Origin of the sequence: Intestinimonas butyriciproducens (assembly GCF_016901775.1) — a bacterium.
Lineage (GTDB): Bacteria > Bacillota > Clostridia > Oscillospirales > Butyricicoccaceae > Pseudobutyricicoccus.
Genome location: NZ_JACJKW010000003.1, coordinates 119,914 through 137,486, shown reverse-complemented (window position 1 = coordinate 137,486; position 17,573 = coordinate 119,914). Strand labels below are relative to the sequence as shown.

Annotated in this window: 15 protein-coding genes; 5 read left to right on the top strand and 10 right to left on the bottom strand. The window is 57.5% G+C overall.

The features are described from left to right. Positions 1 to 17: 17 nt before the first annotated feature. Positions 18 to 557: a rubrerythrin gene (rbr, locus tag H6A25_RS02690; protein ID WP_204750473.1), complete on the top strand. Its 540-nt coding sequence runs from the start codon at positions 18 to 20 to the stop codon at positions 555 to 557. Between the two features lie 76 nt (positions 558 to 633). Here the strand turns inward: rbr and H6A25_RS02685 are convergent, their stop codons facing one another. The 10 genes from H6A25_RS02685 to H6A25_RS02640 all read right to left on the bottom strand — a co-directional run bounded on the left by H6A25_RS02685 (position 634) and on the right by H6A25_RS02640 (position 12,863). Beyond that, positions 634 to 1,695: an alanine racemase gene (locus H6A25_RS02685; protein WP_204750472.1), complete on the bottom strand. Its 1,062-nt coding sequence runs from the start codon at positions 1,693 to 1,695 to the stop codon at positions 634 to 636. A 73-nt stretch (positions 1,696 to 1,768) separates the two neighbouring features. After that, on the bottom strand, positions 1,769 to 3,160 hold the full coding sequence (gltA, locus tag H6A25_RS02680) for an NADPH-dependent glutamate synthase (RefSeq protein ID WP_243423190.1): 1,392 nt from the start codon (positions 3,158 to 3,160) through the stop codon (positions 1,769 to 1,771). Continuing rightward, the gene (locus H6A25_RS02675) at positions 3,150 to 4,004 is read right to left on the bottom strand and encodes a sulfide/dihydroorotate dehydrogenase-like FAD/NAD-binding protein (RefSeq protein WP_204750471.1); all 855 of its coding nucleotides are present in this window, start codon (positions 4,002 to 4,004) and stop codon (positions 3,150 to 3,152) included. The genes gltA and H6A25_RS02675 overlap by 11 nt, the downstream gene beginning before the upstream one ends. Before the next feature lie 235 nt (positions 4,005 to 4,239). Continuing rightward, positions 4,240 to 5,688 (bottom strand): hypothetical protein, encoded by a 1,449-nt coding sequence (locus H6A25_RS02670; RefSeq protein ID WP_204750470.1) that lies wholly within the window; start codon positions 5,686 to 5,688, stop codon positions 4,240 to 4,242. A gap of 15 nt (positions 5,689 to 5,703) precedes the next feature. Continuing rightward, the gene (locus tag H6A25_RS02665) at positions 5,704 to 6,729 is read right to left on the bottom strand and encodes a hypothetical protein (protein WP_204750469.1); all 1,026 of its coding nucleotides are present in this window, start codon (positions 6,727 to 6,729) and stop codon (positions 5,704 to 5,706) included. After that, positions 6,726 to 8,417: a [Fe-Fe] hydrogenase large subunit C-terminal domain-containing protein gene (locus H6A25_RS02660; RefSeq protein WP_204750468.1), complete on the bottom strand. Its 1,692-nt coding sequence runs from the start codon at positions 8,415 to 8,417 to the stop codon at positions 6,726 to 6,728. The genes H6A25_RS02665 and H6A25_RS02660 overlap by 4 nt, the downstream gene beginning before the upstream one ends. Positions 8,418 to 8,556: 139 nt before the next feature. After that, complete coding sequence (locus H6A25_RS02655; RefSeq protein WP_204750467.1) at positions 8,557 to 8,808, bottom strand: (2Fe-2S) ferredoxin domain-containing protein; 252 nt, start codon at positions 8,806 to 8,808, stop codon at positions 8,557 to 8,559. A gap of 18 nt (positions 8,809 to 8,826) precedes the next feature. Next, a complete protein-coding gene (locus H6A25_RS02650; protein ID WP_204750466.1) occupies positions 8,827 to 10,506 on the bottom strand; it encodes a [FeFe] hydrogenase, group A in 1,680 nt (559 codons plus the stop codon). 3 nt (positions 10,507 to 10,509) lie between these two features. Further along, on the bottom strand, positions 10,510 to 12,384 hold the full coding sequence (gene nuoF, locus H6A25_RS02645; protein WP_204750465.1) for an NADH-quinone oxidoreductase subunit NuoF: 1,875 nt from the start codon (positions 12,382 to 12,384) through the stop codon (positions 10,510 to 10,512). Continuing rightward, positions 12,378 to 12,863 carry a complex I 24 kDa subunit family protein gene (locus H6A25_RS02640; protein ID WP_204750464.1) on the bottom strand — a complete coding sequence of 162 codons (486 nt, stop codon included), beginning with the start codon at positions 12,861 to 12,863 and terminating at the stop codon, positions 12,378 to 12,380. Before H6A25_RS02640 ends, nuoF begins: the two co-directional genes overlap by 7 nt. A 654-nt stretch (positions 12,864 to 13,517) precedes the next feature. On the opposite strand from H6A25_RS02640, the gene H6A25_RS02635 reads away from it, so the two are divergent. The 4 genes from H6A25_RS02635 (at position 13,518) to H6A25_RS02620 (ending at position 17,514) form a co-directional block, all read left to right on the top strand. Further along, the gene (locus H6A25_RS02635; RefSeq protein WP_204750463.1) at positions 13,518 to 14,894 is read left to right on the top strand and encodes an MATE family efflux transporter; all 1,377 of its coding nucleotides are present in this window, start codon (positions 13,518 to 13,520) and stop codon (positions 14,892 to 14,894) included. A 464-nt stretch (positions 14,895 to 15,358) separates the two neighbouring features. Continuing rightward, on the top strand, positions 15,359 to 16,267 hold the full coding sequence (locus H6A25_RS02630; RefSeq protein WP_204750462.1) for an ABC transporter permease: 909 nt from the start codon (positions 15,359 to 15,361) through the stop codon (positions 16,265 to 16,267). Between the two features lie 144 nt (positions 16,268 to 16,411). Beyond that, a complete protein-coding gene (locus tag H6A25_RS02625) occupies positions 16,412 to 16,918 on the top strand; it encodes an NAD(P)H-dependent oxidoreductase (protein ID WP_204750461.1) in 507 nt (168 codons plus the stop codon). After that, the gene (locus tag H6A25_RS02620) at positions 16,906 to 17,514 is read left to right on the top strand and encodes a hypothetical protein (RefSeq protein WP_204750460.1); all 609 of its coding nucleotides are present in this window, start codon (positions 16,906 to 16,908) and stop codon (positions 17,512 to 17,514) included. The genes H6A25_RS02625 and H6A25_RS02620 overlap by 13 nt, the downstream gene beginning before the upstream one ends. Positions 17,515 to 17,573 lie beyond the last annotated feature (59 nt).

Below are 17,573 nucleotides of genomic sequence, written 5' to 3'. Positions count from 1 at the left end.
TGAAGGAGGAGTTTTTTATGAATCTGAAAGGTTCCAAGACCGAAGCCAATCTGATGGCCGCTTTTGCTGGTGAATCCCAGGCCCGCAACAAGTATACCTACTATGCTTCCGCTGCCAAGAAGGAAGGCTACAACCAGATCGCCGACATCTTCGAGGAGACCGCCGGCAACGAGAAAGAGCATGCTAAAATCTGGTTCAAGCTGCTCCATGACGGTTCCGTTCCCAAGACCGAGGAAAACCTGAAGGATGCTGCCGCCGGCGAGCACTATGAGTGGACCGATATGTATGCCGGTTTTGCCAAGACGGCCAAGGAAGAGGGTTTCGACAAGATCGCTTTCCTCTTTGAAGAAGTGGGCAAGATCGAAAAAGAGCATGAAGAGCGCTATCAGAAGCTGCTGGACAACCTGACTCAGGGCAAGGTCTTTGAGCGGGAAGAGCCCCAGATGTGGATCTGCGCCAACTGCGGCCATATCCATTATGGCAACAAGGCTCCCGAAAAGTGCCCTGTGTGCGATCATCCCATGGCCTATTTCAAGATCAAGGCTGAAAATTATTAATCGTCCAATCTGATTGAAAAAAACACCCTTTGGTTTTACCAAAGGGTGTTTTTCTGTTTTATATTACAACAAGTATTTATTTGCTTTTCCCCCGGCTGGTGACAGGGAGACGGTTGAGCACTTTCCCCTCTTCTTCAAAATAGAAAAAGTCATGGAGATTCATGGTGGTGCAGCAATGGCCGGGGATGAGCCGGATCTTGTCTCCCACATGGAAGGGATGACCGGGGAAGGTAAAAGCGCTGTGCTCTTCGCTCATATTCACCGAAGCACCGGGCAAAGCGGGACACACCGGGTTGCCCTGATCCACACCCATGGCCTTGACGCCTGCATCGGTGACCACCAGGTCGGGCCGGGTGCTCACCACTGTGGCCAGCACGGTGAGGGAATTTTCAAAGCGCAGACCCATCTGGCGATAGGTGGCATCCATGAACAGATAGCTCCCCGCCTGCACTTCGGTATAGACGGTGTCCTCTTTCCGCAGTTCCACCGTACCGGTGCTGGCGCCGCTGACCTCTTTTACAGGGACCTGCCATTTTTTCAGATCGGCCAGAAGGCTTTGCAGCTCTGTTTCGATCCGCTGAGCCTCTTCTGCCCGGCGGGCGCCGTCCATCTCATGGGACAACTGGCCGGCATAGGCCTGCACGCCGTCAAAGACCAGATGGGGACAGGCCATCACTTCCATGGCCAAACTCCGGAAGGCCTCATGGGTGGTAACGCCGCAGCGGCCCATGCCCACTTCATATTCCACCAGACAATGAATGGTGCTGCCTTCCACAGCGGCTGCCTGCTCCAGATCCCGGATATTCTGGCTCTGATCCACGCACACCGTAATACGGCATCCCTTGGCCAGGTAGGCCACTCGGGCGATCCGGCTTTTTTCGGTGATCTGATTGGCGATCAGGATATCCTCGATGCCCGCCAAAGCCAAATCCTCCGCCTCAGCCACCTTGGCACAGGTAATCCCTTTGGCTCCGGCCCGCACCTGGAGATGGGCGATGTCGGTGCTTTTGTGGGATTTATAATGGGGGCGCAGGGCCACTTTCAGCGGGGCCAGAAGCCGGGCCATTTTTTCCATATTGCTGTCAAACACCGGCCGGTTGATCAGAATCGCCGGAGTCTCCAAATGTTCTGCTCGCATCCATTTTCCTCCTTTTGCCGCAAAACAGAAAAGCGGCGCGGCGAAAAGCCGCCGCGCCGCTCTATGTGATCACTTAGTTCTTGGATTTGATGTACTCGTCGATGGACTTGGCAGCAGTCTTGCCAGCGCCCATAGCCAGAATAACGGTAGCAGCGCCGGTGACGGCGTCGCCGCCAGCATAAACGCCTTCCAGAGAAGTCTTGCCGTTTTCGTCGGCAGTGATGCAGCCCTTCTTGTTGGTCTCCAGGCCGTTGGTGCTCTTCTTCAGGATGGGGTTGGGAGAAGTGCCCAGAGCCATGATGACACAGTCCACATCCAGCACATAGTTGGAGCCTTCCACGGGGATGGGACGGCGGCGGCCGGAAGCATCGGGCTCGCCCAGTTCCATCTTGACAACTTCCATGCCGGTGACCCAGCCTTCTTCGTTGCCCAGGATCTTCACGGGGTTGTTGAGCACCTTGAAGTCGATGCCCTCTTCCATGGCGTGATGGACTTCTTCCTTACGGGCGGGCAGCTCTTCCAGGCCACGGCGATAGACGATGGACACATCGGCGCCCATACGCTTGGCGCAGCGGGCGGCGTCCATAGCCACGTTGCCGCCGCCCACCACGGCCACTTTCTTGGCGTGGAAGATGGGGGTGTCGTGCTTGCCGTCGTAGGCCTTCATCAGGTTGATACGGGTCAGGTACTCGTTGGCGGAGAACACGCCGTTGAGGTTCTCGCCCTCGATGCCCATAAAGGAGGGCAGGCCGGCGCCGGTGCCGATGAAGATGGCCTCATAGCCCTCTTCCTTCAGATCCTCGATGGAAACCGACTTGCCAACCACCACATTGGTCTGGATGTTGACGCCCATGGCCTCCAGGTTCTCCACTTCCTTGGCCACGATGGCCTTGGGCAGACGGAACTCAGGAATACCATAGATCAGAACGCCGCCGGCGGCATGGAAAGCCTCCAGCATAGTCACATCGTAGCCCATCTGCACCAGGTCGGAAGCGCAGGTCAGGCTGGCAGGGCCGGCGCCCAGAACAGCAACCTTATGGCCGTTGGAAGGAACCTTCTTGGGCTTTTCGGTGCTGTTGGCCATGTGCCAGTCGGCGCAGAAACGCTCCAGACGGCCGATGGCAACGCTTTCGCCCTTGATGCCGCGGATGCACTTGCCTTCGCACTGGTTTTCCTGGGGGCAAACACGGCCGCAGATGGCAGGCAAAGTGGAGGTTTCGGCGATCTTCTGATAGCCTTCCTCGAACTTGCCCTCAGCCACCAAAGCGATGAACTGAGGAATCTGCACATTCACGGGGCAGCCGCTGACGCAGGGCATATTCTTGCAGCCCAGGCAGCGGTTGGCCTCTTCCACGGCCATCTCGGCAGTATAGCCCAGGGCCACTTCTTCAAAGTTCTTGTTTCTTACGTCGGGAGCCTGCTCCGGCATCTTTGTTTTTTCCAGGCTCATGTTCTTATTTGCCATTGTTCATACCCTCCATTCTGCAAGCGTGCTTTTCCCGGGCGGCAGCTTCCTGCTCCGCATACATTCTGGACCGGCGGATGGTCTCGTCGAAATCCACCTTGTGGCCGTCGAAGTCGGGGCCGTCCACGCAAGCAAACTTGGTCTCGCCGTCCACGGTCAGGCGGCAGCCGCCGCACATGCCTGTGCCGTCGATCATAATGGGGTTCATGGAAACAATGGTGGGGATGTTGTACTTCTTGGTGAGGACGCAGACGAACTTCATCATCACCAGGGGGCCGATGGCGATGACGGCGTCATACTTCTCGCCGCTTTCGATCAGGGACTCCAGCTTGTTTGTGACAAAGCCCTTTTCGCCATAGGTGCCGTCGTCGGTCATCATGAACAGCTCATCGCAGCTTTCGCGCATCTGCTCTTCCAGCATGACGATCTCCTTGGTGCGGAAACCGGCGATCATGTGGACAGTGCCGCCGGCCTCATGGATGGCCTTGGCCTGAGGCCAGGCAATGGCGCAGCCCAGGCCGCCGCCGATGACAGCAACCTTCTTGCCCTTGAACTCCTCGGTCTCGGAGGGGTTGCCCAGAGGACCCACAAAGTCGTGGATATACTCCCCTTCCTTCAGCTCAGCCAGCTCCATGGTGGTGGCGCCCACTGTCTGGAAGATGATCGTGACAACGCCCTTTTCCCGATCGTAATGTGCGATGGTCAGGGGGATGCGCTCGCCTTCCTCGTTGACTCTCAGGATGATGAACTGGCCGGGCAGGCACTTTTTGGCCACCATCGGCGCTTCCACATCCATCAGGACAACATTGCTGCTCAAGGTTTCCCTACGCAGAATCTTGTACATTCTCAATCACCTCATCTATTATATTTGCCTTATCTTTAAAACACACCCGCCCGGTTCCCCAGGCTGTGGGTTTTACAAAAATGAGAAGGGGCTATGCCGGGGAAAATCCCCGGCGCCCGTTATTTAATAGCTGCCTTCACCGTCTGTAAAAAGCCGGCCCCGCACAGCGGGAGCGGGCCCCGTGGCCGGTCACGCCAAGCCGGGAGCCCACGGCGCGGCAGCCGCGCCGGCTGTATCAAACAAAATAAAACCATCCGCCCTCCGGCGGAGGGGCCGATTGCAGCTTTTTCTTCACGCTGCGCTGGCGAAGAGTCAGCTCTTCATCAGGCTTTTCCAGAAGCTCCATGGCCCTGCGGCAAAACCACTCTTTTCCCTGAGAGCTCTCCCGCACCTGCCAGAAGACCTCCAGAGCCGGGCATCGGAAGTGAAGAAATCCCCCCACCCTGGTCACCTTGACCCGCAGGCGGGAGCTTTGGTACCTTCCAGGGCTGCGGGCCAGAAAGGCGGCGGCCGCCTGCTCCCAGGGCTGGGAATGGCCGCAGCTGACACAGAAAAACCGTTCTCCCTGCCGGCCGCTTCCCTGGCGGCGCTGAGAGCACACCGGGCATTTCTGATAAAGGCCGCTGCCCGCAATGGGCACAGGAGACGGCAGGCCCAAAACAGGAGCCCGCTGAGAAATCAGTTTTGCCACAAACCGGTAATCTGGCAGAGAAAAAGAAGCACCCGGCAGACTCTTGCTGCCTCTGGTTGTGTTTTCCACCACCAGAAGGGCGCTGAGACGGCTGGCCAGACGGCACACATCCCCCGCCAGGCGGCAAAGGGCATCCTTTCCCTCTCCCCCGGGTTCCATGTACCAAAACTCCTCTTTTTCCCCGTCCCAGGCGCACAGACACAGGCCCTTTTCCGTGCGTCCCACCCCCAAGGTGCAGGCGGGAGAGCAGGGCGCCGGATCCCGGTACCAGAGCCTGACAGACAGATAGTATGCGCCGTTTTTCTCAAAAAGCAGCGCGTTTTTAGGCACGGCCAATCTTTTTTCCACCTGAAGCAGATGCTTTTTTTGCCATGGACCTGCATCCAGGGGAAGCAGCAGATACCGCCGCCGGCCCCGTTTTTCCCGCAGGATCTCTCCGGTATAAATATCGGTGAGGTAATCCTCCGAAGGAGCCCATTCCAACGCTCCTTGCCGGTTGAGCAGATAGACCTTGCCATAATATCTTCTGCCTTTTTCACCCCGGAGGATAGAATAATCCCTGCCCCCGGCGTAACGGCAAAAAGATACCGGTCTTAGCGTATCATATTTATCGAGATTTGTATAGATTTCTGAGGTGGAAAAATTGTCCCAATGGGACAAAATTCTCTCTAAATCTTCTTTTTCCCTCCGGCAGATGGGATAGGAACTCCGTCCTTTCCCTTTTTTTCGGGTCAGATATCCCCGCACAAGGCCCTGGGCGTCCCGCTGCAACGCATCTTTAAAGGGCTGGGCCTCAAAGTCATCGGCCTTTTTCAGCACCTCTCTGGGGCAGAAAAACAACTTCTCATCTTTTTCCGCCTGACGGCTGTAAGGACGGCAGGCCCGCAAAATGGCCTCCAGGGCCATGGAATAGCGGCGCTGGGCTTCTTCCAGCACCTGGCGTTTCTTCGCTGTGGGAGGCAGCAGTTTGATGGTCACAGTGCGGTAAGACAATGAATGTTCCCTCCCTCAGCAATATTCCACATAGGCCCCTTTGTCCCATTGGGTCAGGCAGGCCAGAAGCTGCTGGGCCAGAAGGCCTTCCATCCCCATGCCCTTTCCCTGGCTCTGGGGCAGCAGAATACGCAGGCTGGTGCATTGTCCATCCAGCAAAGCACCCAGCTGCCGGGTGTCCCGTTCTCCCTCCGTCCAAGGCCCGTCCCTGCCCAAAAAGGCCAGCGTGCGCCCCAGCAGGTCCTCGCTGGGCCACCGGTAACTGACCCCCAGAGCCCGGCCTTCTTTCTCCTTCTTTTCCACCAGAGCCACCGCTTTCCGGCCGGCCACCGCCTTGAGGCCCTTGAAATGCTCCAGCGTATAAAGCCATTTTTCCTCCCGCTCCTTGCCCTGGGGAACACCCACGGCCAGAAGCAGCGGACAGAGGGCCCGGGCCCGGCAAAAAAACACAGCAGGCCGTGGACTTTCCTCCAGCCCCCGGCAAGCGGAAAAAAACAGCTCCTTCATATAGCGTGCGCTCTCTTTGCCGGTATATGCCTTTGTCAAAAAAGCAAGGGCGCCCTGACGGCCCCAGTTCAGCTCCTGTCCCTCCTGGCCCTCCATGGCCTCCCGGGAAAGGGCACAGCACAGCTCACCGGACTGGATCTTGTCCTCCCGCAGCAGCACCGGTTTTCCTGCCAGAGGAACCGGTCCTCCCCAGGGAATCCGGCTGTTTCCCCTGGCCACCAGGGCCAAAGGCGGCATTTTCCACTCCACGGCCCGCAGATGCCCCCGTCCATCCAGCTCCAGCAGGGTAAAACCGTACTCTTCCCCCGCCTGGCTGAGCAGCAGGGAGACGGCGGTGCGCTGCAAGGATGCGCCTCCCTGAAGCATGGCCCATGCAGCGGCACAGGCGGCGGTGGCCACAGCCGTTTGTGCCATATCGGCTCCCGGACAGGAAATAATGGCGGCCCGTACCCGGTCTCCCCGGCGGCTCACCCGGCAGATGCAGCCGCCCTGCTCTGCTTCCTGGCCGCTGCTGTATTCCAAAAAAAGCTTCACCGGCGTTTCTCTCCCTTCACCGCCTGTTCCATGCGCAAAAGGGCCGCTTTGGTTTCGCCGGTGGTCTCTCCCAGGAGCCTGGCCACCTGCTGCACCATGCGCATCTGCCGGTCCACCGCTTCCTGGGCCACTCGCAGGGTCTGCTCCCGCTTCTTTTCAAAGGCGGTGCGGTCTTCTTCCTCCCTGGTCACATCCCGCAGAAGGACAATGGCGTCCCCGCCGGGCATCTCCACAATGGACAAGCGCACCTGGCGCTCGCCCCCTTTGACAAAGGCCGAGACATCGCTCACCGGCCACTCTTCCCGGGGCGGCAGTCCTTCTTCCAGGAAGTCCTCTGCTTCATGCCCCCGGGCTCCTTTGCCCCGGATGCCCAGCATCTCCATGGCCTTATGGTTGTATTCCAGCAGCTTCCCCTCCGGAGACAGCAGCAAAATGGCGCTGGGGGCATATTCGATGATCAGATTGGACATGGATTCGGCCTTTTCCCGCATATAGGGCAGGCACATACGCACATCGGCCTTGCCCTGCCACACGGCCACGGCCTTATCCCGGCAGGTGGGATAGCCGCAGGCGCCGCAGTTGAGCAGATCTTCCTTGGTCACCTTTCCCGTTTGGGCCAAAATGGCGGCGATTTCCTCTTCCCGGGGCTGCCGCTCCTTCTTTTTCCGGGGATGGAACTGGGCAGCAAGATCCACCTGGGCGCTTTCGCTCACCGAAGGCGCGCCGGTGCTCTTTTTCCGGGCGGCAGACAAAAGCCGCTCCTTCACCAGAATGGCCGGGGCTTTTTCCCGGGCGATTCCCGGGCCATGGACACAGGAGCCGGGGCAGGTGTTCAGCTCCAGAAAATAGCCATGGATCTGTCCTTGCCGCACCGCATCCAGCGTCTCCTTGCACCCTTCCACGCCGCTGACGGCATAGGTCTTGTATCCCTGGCGCTTGTTGGCCGGGATGGTGGCGATGATGCCGCCGGGGGAAGGGTACAGCCTGCTGAGGGGGGTGTGGGTCTCGGTGCATTGGGTGTCCTCTTCCCCAAAAACCACCCCTTTTTCCGCAAGCAGCGTTTCCAGCTCTTCAAACAGCAGCACGGCGCTGAGAGCGGCGTTTTCCTGTTTTTCCCAATGTTTGGCGGGACAGGGGCCGATGAACACCGTTTTGATCCGGCTGCCGAACATACTGCGCAGCATTTTGCCATGGGCCACCGCCGGGGAGACCACCGGGGCCAGCAGAGATGTCAATTCCGGATACTGCCGCTCCACCAGAAGTACCAGGGAGGGGCAGCAGGTGGCAATGATGTTGTCCATCTCCCCTTTGGCCATGAGGCGCATATATTCCAGACTCACCCGGGCAGCGCCTGCGGCCGTTTCCTCCACGCCGGTGAAGCCCAGCTTTTTCAAAGCGGCAGAAAACTGAGGAAATGTGATGCCCGGAAAAGCGGCCAGCCAGGAGGGGGCCACACTGGCATAGACCTTGAGCCCCATGGACAGCATCCGGCGCACATTGACAAGGTCGCTTTGCACCTGCTGGGCTCCCTGGGGGCAAACCTCCACACACCGGCCACAGAGGATGCATTCCTGAGAAAGCACCCGGGCCTGGTCATCGGAAAAGGCAATGGCCCCCTGAGGGCAGGAACGGATGCACTTATAACAGTTGCGGCAGTTGGCCTTCTGGGTGACGATCACCGGTTCCATATCCCTTTCTCCTTTCCCCTTCTTCTGCCGGTATTATACCCGTATTATAACATAAAAGACGAAAAAAAGACAAAGGGCGGCAAAAGAAAAAGCCGCCGGGGGACAACTCATCCCCCGGCGGCTTGTCTTGTACTATTGCTTATTCCTGCTCCATCAGATGGCCGCATTTTTCAAAGAAAAAGTCCCGGGTGGCGGCGCCGGTGAGACTGACGGTCTCCTGGTCGTCGATGCGCACCTTGACCCCTTCCACGCACTCACCGTCGCAGAACATCTGAGTCACTTCCACCTGGTCGTGGAGGGAATATTCCTCCACCAGCTGCCGCAGGGTGAGCAGTACATTGTAAGAGCCTTTCACATGGCAGGCGCTTCCCACGCACACGCTGAATTTCATCTTTCTGCCGCCTTTCTCTTATTTGCCGTATTCCACATGGAGCAGCTCGTGGACCCGGCCCTTGAGCACCCCGTCATACAGGGAGGTGACGGCATAGTTTTCCTCGGAACGCTTGATGGGGCTCATCCGGTCGGCCTGGTAAAGGCCTTCGCCCCGGCGGGCCTTGTCGGCCTTGGTGCCGAAGGGCTGGCCTGCGCCGGAGACGCAGCCGCCGGGACAGGCCATGACCTCGATGAAGTCATAGTCCTTGTGGCCTTCCAGGATCCGGTCCATCAAAGGCCGGGCGTTGTTCAGGCCGCTGACGATGGCGATGCGCACTTTTTTGCCGCCGATCTCCACTTCGGTATGCTTGACCCCTTCCATGCCGCGCACGCCATTGAAGGCGATGGCCCGCAGAGCCGTAGTGGATTTGTCGTCGCTGAGACGGCGAATCACTGCTTCGGTAACGCCGCCGGTGACGCCGAAGATCACACCGGCGCCGGTGGAGACGCCAAAGGGCATATCCACACTTTCCGGCTCCAGATCGTCAAAGACGATGCCGGCCTGGCGGATCATAGAGATGAGTTCCTGGGTGGTGATGGCATAATCCACATCGGGCACGCCGTTCCGCTTGAATTCATCCCGCTGCACCTCAAACTTTTTGGCGGTGCAGGGCATAATGGCCACCGACACGATCCGGCGTGTGGAGGGCTTCAGCTGCTCTTTCAGCACCGCACCGAACATCTCCATGGGAGAGCGGCAGGTGGACACATGGTGCATCAGTTCGGGATAATGCTTTTCCACAAACTGCACCCAGGCCGGGCAGCAGGAGGTGAAGAGGGGCAGATTTTCTCCCTTGGCCAGCCGCTCCGACAGCTCATTGGCCTCTTCCAGCACCGTCAGGTCAGCGCCGGTGGTGGTGTCATAAACCTCGTCAAATCCCAGGCGGCGCAGGGCAGCGGTGACCTTGCCCATGGCATTTTCCCCTTCGCCCAGACCCATTTCGCGGCTGATGCCCACCCGCACCGCGGGGGCAATCTGCACCACGCACTTGGTGTGGGGATCGGACAGCTCCTCCCACATCTTCTGGGTGTCGTTTTTCACCACAATGGCTCCGGTGGGACAGACGGCGGCACACTGGCCGCAGCCCACGCAGGCACTGCTGGCAATAGGTTCGTCAAAGGCGGGCATCACCTTCATGCGGGCGCCCCGGCCGGAAAAGTCAATGGCGCCCACGCCCTGGATCTCTTCACACATACGGACACAGTCGCCGCAGAGGATGCACTTGGCGTTGTCCCGGCTGATGCACACCGAGGACTCATCCCGCTCATGCTCCACCTGGCCGTCGCCGAAACGGATGTCCCGGATACCGAACTGATGAGCCAGCTCCTGGAGCTTGCATTTGCCGCTTTTTTCGCAGGTGGTGCAGTCCCGGCAATGGCTGGCCAGCAGCAGCTCCAGCACATTCTTCCGGTATTTCCGCAGCCGGGGTGTGTTAGTATAGATCTCCATACCCTCCCGGGGCGGGGTGGAGCAGGCCGCCTGGATATTTCCCCGTTTGTCCTCTACCATGCACATCCGGCAGGCGCCATACACCGACAGCTCGGAATAATAGCAGAAGGTGGGCAGCTGGATGCCGGCTTTGCGGATGACCGCCAGAATATTTTCTTCCCCATGGATGGGCACAGGGATGTTGTCTACCATCATAAATGCGCTCATGGTTTAGCCCTCCTTCACGGCGTGGAAACTGCACCCGTCAAAGCAGGCGCCGCACTTGATGCATTTGTCGGGATCGATGGTGAAGGGGCTGCGGATCTCCCCGGAGATGGCCCCCACAGGGCACATCCTGGCGCACTTGGAGCAGCCCTTGCACTCCTGAGGATCGATGTAATAGCGCTTCAGCTTCTGGCAGTTGTGGGTGGGGCAGCGCTTTTCCTTCACATGTGCTTCGTATTCATCCCGGAAATACCGGATGGTGCTCACCACCGGCTGGGCCGCCGTTTTTCCCAGACCGCACAGAGCGGTGGCCGAAATGGTCTCGGCCAGCTCTAAAAGCAGGTCGATGTCCCCCTCTTTTCCCTGTCCGGCCACGATCCGCTCCAGAATCTCCAGCATCCGCTTGGTGCCTTCCCGGCAGGGGACGCACTTGCCGCAGCTTTCGTTCTGGGTGAAGTTCATGAAGAACCGGGCCACTTCCACCATGCAGGTCTTGTCGTCCATGACCACCAAACCGCCGGAGCCGATCATGGCTCCCACTTTCTGGAGAGAATCGAAGTCCAGGGGCAGGTCCAGATGCTCCTTTGTCAGGCAGCCGCCGGAGGGGCCGCCGATCTGCACCGCTTTGAACTCGGCGCCGTCCCGCATGCCGCCGCCGATGTCGAAGATGATCTCCCGCAGGGTGGTGCCCATGGGCACTTCGATCAGGCCGGTGTTCTGAATGTTGCCCGTCAGGGCAAAGGCCTTGGTGCCCGGGCTGTTCTCCGGGCCGATGGAACGGTACCAGTCCGCCCCCCGGGTGATGATATGGGGCACATTGGCCAGCGTTTCCACATTGTTGAGCACGGTGGGCTTGTCAAACAGGCCCCGCTCCACGGTGCGGGGCGGCTTGACCCGGGGCATACCCCGGCGGCCCTCGATGGAGGCGGTGAGGGCGCTGCCTTCGCCGCAGACAAACGCACCGGCGCCCCGGCTGATATGGATGTCAAAATCAAAGCCGCTTCCCAGAATATTGGTTCCCAGCAGTCCCAGCTCTCTGGCCTGCTGAATGGCGCCGTCCAGACGGCTGACGGCCATGGGATATTCGGCCCGGACATAAATATAGCCCTGGCTGGCCCCGCAGGCCACACCGGCGATCATCATGCCTTCCAGCAGCCGGTGGGGGTCGCCCTCCATCACCGATCGGTCCATAAAGGCGCCCGGGTCTCCTTCGTCACCGTTGCAGACGATGTACTTGGGAGTGGCTTCCTGGGCGCGCACCTGAGCCCATTTCCGGCCGGCCGGGAAGCCGCCGCCGCCCCGGCCACGCAGGTTGGATTTCTGGATCTCATCCACGATCTCCTGGCCATCCATGTCAAACAAAGCCTTTTCAAAGGCTTTGTAGCCGCCGATGGCGATGTACTCCTGAATGGAGGTAGCGTCGATGTGGCCGCAGTGCTCCAACACAGTACGGGTCTGCTTTTTATAGAAGGGGATTTCTTCCTGGGTTTTATAGATCTCCCCATTCATCTTATAGCACAGCCGGTCGATGGGCTCGCCGCCCAGGACGGTCTTTTCGATGATCTCCTGGCAGTCGTCCTTCTTTACCTTAATATACAGCCAGCCCTGAGGCTCAATACGCACCAGAGGACCCATTTCACAAAAGCCGTGGCAGCCGCTGCGCTTGACGCCCACATCATCCCCATGAGGCTCATGGGCCAGGTCCACCTGACAGTGGATGCCTTTTTCCTGAAGTAGCTCCACCAGACGGGCATAGATGTCCAAAGAGCCGCCGGCCACACAGCCGGTACCGGCACACACCAGGATCTTCTTCACCTGAGAAGCAAAGCGGCCTTCCAGGGTCTGGCGCAGGACGGAAAGTTCTTCTCTTGTTTTCAGCATGCCGTCCCCTCCTTCTTCAGCTCATCCAGCAATTCCACCGCTTTCTCCGGCGTCATGGAAGGATAGACTTTGTCATTGACGGTACAGGCCGGGGCCAGACCGCAGGCTCCCAGACAGGAGACGGTCTCCACGGTAAAGAGCATATCGTCGGTGGTGATCTTCTGAGAGGAAAGGCCCAAAGTTTCCCGCATCTTCTCCAGAATGGGAATGCTTTTGCGCACATGGCAGGCAGTGCCGTCGCAGATCTTGATCACATATTTCCCCTTGGGTTCCAGGGAAAAATTCTCATAAAAAGTAGCCACGCTGTAAATTTTCGCGGCGCTCATCTGTAATTTTCTCGCCAGATAGGGAAAAATTTCCCGGGGCAGATACCGGTATTCTCCCTGGATATCCTGCAAAATGGCAATGACATTGCTGGCCTGGGCTCCGTGACGATCCAGTATGCGGTCGATGACGGCAAAATCCACTCCATTGTTCATGGACGCATCCCCTCCAAAAAAATATCTGTTGTGATCTCAGTGTAGCCGACCCGGAGACAGATTGCAATGATATTTTTTTAACGATACCCTTTCCGCAGAAAAATATTTTTTATTTAATACGGTTTTTCTTTTTTCTTATTTATACCGTATTAAATATATTCACCCCCCTTGGCGCACTCTTTCTCGGGATGAATTTTTTCTTGCCTCCGCTCTGTCGATTTGCTACACTGAAATCGCAGAACGGGTTTTCCCGGTCAGCTGCATCCTATTTCCAGTTCATGCGCAGATGCTTTTCCTCTGCGCCGGGAGTTCCCATAACCTCCCGTTTCCTTTTGCAGCGCTGTTTTTTTGCTCCCTGTTTCTCTCCTGCTTCCTCATAAATTTTCAAATGGCGCTGCATCTTGTCTCCTCTTTGCGGAAAGTCCGCCCATTTTGGGCGGCTTTTTGCTTCTTTTTTAACAATCCTTGTCCTTTTGCCCTTTTTATGTTATACTTTTTCCCAGTACGCCGCATCCAGTTCTGGAGGAAAAAGCGGCGCCCGGCATACGCATCCCTTTTTTTGCGGCGGCCTTGGGCCGTCTCTTTTTTTGCCTTTGCCTTTTTTCCGGCCTAACCGGTTGAAATTATTATTTTATCCCAAAGGAAGTGCATTTGATGGAAGAAATCCGCGAAAACAAAATGGGCAACACGCCCATGCTCCGGCTGATCATCTCCATGTCTCTGCCGGCCATTTTCTCCATGCTGGTCCAGTCCCTTTATAATATTGTGGACAGTTATTTTGTGGCCAAGATCAGCATGGATGCCCTCACCGCCGTTTCCCTGGCTTTCCCCATCCAGCAGTTGATGATCTCCCTGGCCGTCGGCACCGGGGTGGGCGTCAATTCCCTGGTGTCCCGCCGTCTGGGAGAAAAACGCCAGCGGGAAGCTGACCTGGCCGCCTGCCACGGGGCGATCCTGGCCTTCTTCACCTCTCTGCTTTTCGCCCTCTTCGGCCTGTTTGGCTCCCGGTGGTTCCTGGGCCTTTTCAGCCAGAACGCCAATGTGATCGATCTGGGCACCCAGTATCTGTCGGTGGTGTGCATCTGCTCCTTCGGCAGCTTTGTGGAAATCGCCTTTGAAAAGACCCTCCAGGCCACCGGCAACATGATCTATCCCATGCTCTTTATGCTGGTGGGCTGCGTCACCAACATCATTCTGGACCCCATTCTGATCTTTGGCCTGTTCGGCCTGCCCAAGATGGGCATCCTGGGCGCGGCAGTAGCCACCGTCATCGGTCAGATCCTGGCCATGTGCTTCAGCCTTTATGTGATGTTCCGCAAAAGCCATGCCGTCCATGTGACCCTCAAGGGCTTCCGTTTCCACGGCCCCACCATCCGGGATATCTACTCCGTAGGCATTCCTTCCATGATCATGCAGTCCATCAGCTCCTTCCTGGTGATGGGCCTGAACCAGATCCTTTCGGCCTTTTCTGAGACGGCCATCTCGGTGCTGGGCGTCTATTACAAGCTCCAGTCCTTTGTGTTCATGCCGGTCTTCGGCCTGACCCATGGACTGATGCCCATCATGGGCTACAACTACGGCGCCCGGAAAAAGGCACGCCTGCTCAGCTGCCTGCGCATCGGCATCTGCATCGCCTGCGGCATTATGGCAGTGGGCACGCTGCTGTTCTGGATCTTCCCCGCCCAGCTGCTGACCATCTTTGACGGCTCCGGCGAAATGCTGGCCATCGGCGTGCCGGCCTTCCGCTCCATCAGCCTGTGCTTTATCCCCGCAGCCTTCGGCGTCATTTTCTCCACCATCTTCCAGGCGGTGGGACGGGGCAAAAACAGCCTGTTCATTTCGGTGCTGCGCCAGCTGATCGTCATTCTGCCGGCCGCCTATCTGTTCTCCAAAATCGGCCTGGGCTATGTGTGGTATGCCTTCCCTCTGGCGGAGATCATCTCTCTGGTGGCCAGTCTCCTGCTCTTCAGCCGCTTCTATAAGCTGCACATCCACAACCTGGAAAGCAAGCCGGTTTCTCCGGCCGTGTGATCTCATTTTTTTCTTTTCCATCCATCCCCAAGGACCTGCGTCCTTGGGGATGCCTGTCAAAAAAGCGGCTTTGCCGCTTTTTTGAGTTTCTGCAAGGGGCTGCATGCACGCCTGTGGCGCACACTGGCCCCTTGAGAAGTGCAACAACTGACGCACAGGTCGCCAGTTGTTGCGGATTGATGAAAAGCAGGGCAAAAGTGTTTTCCTGTCATATCCTTTTCTCATCCATTGTCCCCAAGGACCTGCGTCCTTGGGGATTTTTTTAGTTGTTACAAAGTAATTAACTAATTTGCACAAAACCGCCCTCTTTTTTTCTCTATCCGTTCAGCCCCGAAACTCCTTTCCCGGCCCTCTGCCGCCTTGAAATGGACAAGGGATTGTGTTATGGTTTAATAGTGCCAAATCAGCGGCCTTTTTTCTTTGCCCTTTTGGCCTATTCCAATAAAGGAATCGAGGGTCCGCCCATGTGGAAATATGTATTCAAACGACTGATCATCCTGCTGCCGGTGCTTTTCGGCGCCACCTTTATCGTCTATCTGCTCTTTTATTTTGCCCCAGGCAATGCCGACCGTTCGGCGGTGCGCAAAGCGGCCACCCCGGAGGAAGCCGAGATCATCCGGGAGGAACGGGGGCTCAACGATCCCATTCTGGTGCAATATGCCCGCACTATGAAAGAGATCTTCGCCGAAGACAGTTTTGTGCGTGTCCAGCTGGGCGTGCGTTTGCCCAAAACCATCAAGCTCACCGCAGCAGCCGGTATTGTCACCCTGGTTTTGTCCCTTCCCATCGGCGTGTGTGCTGCCATCAAGCAAAACACCCTTTTTGACAATGTGAGCATGCTGATCTCCTTTTTCGGCGTGAGCATGCCCAACTTCTGGCTGGGAATGCTGATGCTCATTCTTTTTGCGCTGCATCTGGGCTGGTTCCCCACCTCCGGCAGCCTGACATTCAGCAGTCTGGTGCTTCCAGCCTTTACTCTGGCTTTCGGAAACATGGCCTTTATTTCCCGTATTACCCGCTCCTCCATGCTGGAGACCATCCGCCAGGATTACATCACCACCGCCCGGGCCAAGGGCCAGGCATTCAAAGCGGTGGTGCGGAAACACGCTCTGCGCAATGCCCTGATCCCCATTGTCACCGTCATGGGCCTGCGGCTGTGCGAGGTGTTCAGCGGTTCCATTCTGGTGGAGCTGATCTTCTCCTGGCCCGGCATCGGCCGGCTTCTGGTGGACTCCATCAACGAACGGGATTTCCCCATGATTCTGGGTTGCGTCATCACCTTTGCTTTCTGCTTCTCTATTATCAATCTGGTGGTAGACCTTTTGTATGTGGTCATCGACCCTCGCATCCGCTCCCAGTTCAGCCGTTCGTAAACCAAAAGAATACCAAAAGCCCTCCTGCTTATGTGGGAGGGCTTTTTTCATTGCCATAAAATTCACTCTATATTTTTTCCCTAAAATCCTTTATAATAAATCGATTTCATTTTTTATTCCAAAATCAAATGGAGGACTTTATTTATGGAGCTGATCCTCAGCGATCGACCCCTTTCCCTGCCCGCAGCCCCGCAGCGGGAATATATTGATCTGTCCCAAAAGAAAATAACTCCCTGTGTGGGCTGCTTCGGCTGCTGGGTCAAAACCCCCGGCCGGTGTGTCATACGGGATGATGCGCCCCAGATCTACCCCCTGATTGCCCGCAGCCACCGGGTGCTCTATGTGAGCCAGGTGATATTCGGCAGCTGGGCGCCCCGGATGAAAGCCATGCTGGAGCGTTCCCTTCCCATTCAGCAGGCCTTCCTCCGCCCCCACATGGGGGAGACCCATCATGTGCAGCGGCTGGTGGAGGAAAAAGAGGCCGTTATTCTGGCCTACGGCCCGGAGAGCCAGGAAGAAAAGGATCTGTTCTGCCGCCTGGTGGAGCGCAACCGGCGGAACATGAACTTCAAATCCTACAAAGTTTTTTTCTGCCGGGAAGAAGAAGTGCAGGAAGCCGCCATGCAGGAGGTGCTTTCATGGAACAAGTGATGATCCTCAACGCCAGCCCCCGGGCTGCCCGTTCCAACTCCAAGGAATACGCTGCCATTTTTTCTGCCCGCTGCTCCCTTCCCTGCCAGTATTTTGCCCTCAAAGGCCAGCCGGCTTCCCGGCTCATTCAGGAGATGGAACACTTCTCCCATCTGCTTCTGGTTTTTCCCCTGTATGTGGACAGCCTGCCAGTAGATCTTCTGGCCTTCCTGGCGGAAGTGCAGCACAACCCTCCTCAGAACAAACCCCGCCTGTCGGTGCTCATCAACTGCGGTTTTCTGGAGCCGGGGCAAAACGATGTGGCGGTGGATATTCTGCGGCTGTTTGCCAAAGAAACCGGCTTTCCCATGGGCTCTGTCATGAAGCTGGGCAGCGGGGAAGCCATTTTGCGCACCCCCTTCCGTTCCCGGGCGGAAAAGGCCATCGGCCAGCTGGCCGCCGCTGTGGAGCAGGGAAAAGCGACGGAAATCGCCACGGCTATGCCGCTGCCCCGCTTCCTGTTTATCCGGGCAGGCAACCGGTATTGGAAGATCTATGGCAAAGAAAACGGCGTATCTTATGAAGAAATGTGCCGCATGGACATTGAAAACCCCTGATAAGCAGGAAAGGACCCGTTTCCCACAGACTGTGGAGAACGGGTCCTTTTCCATTTGCG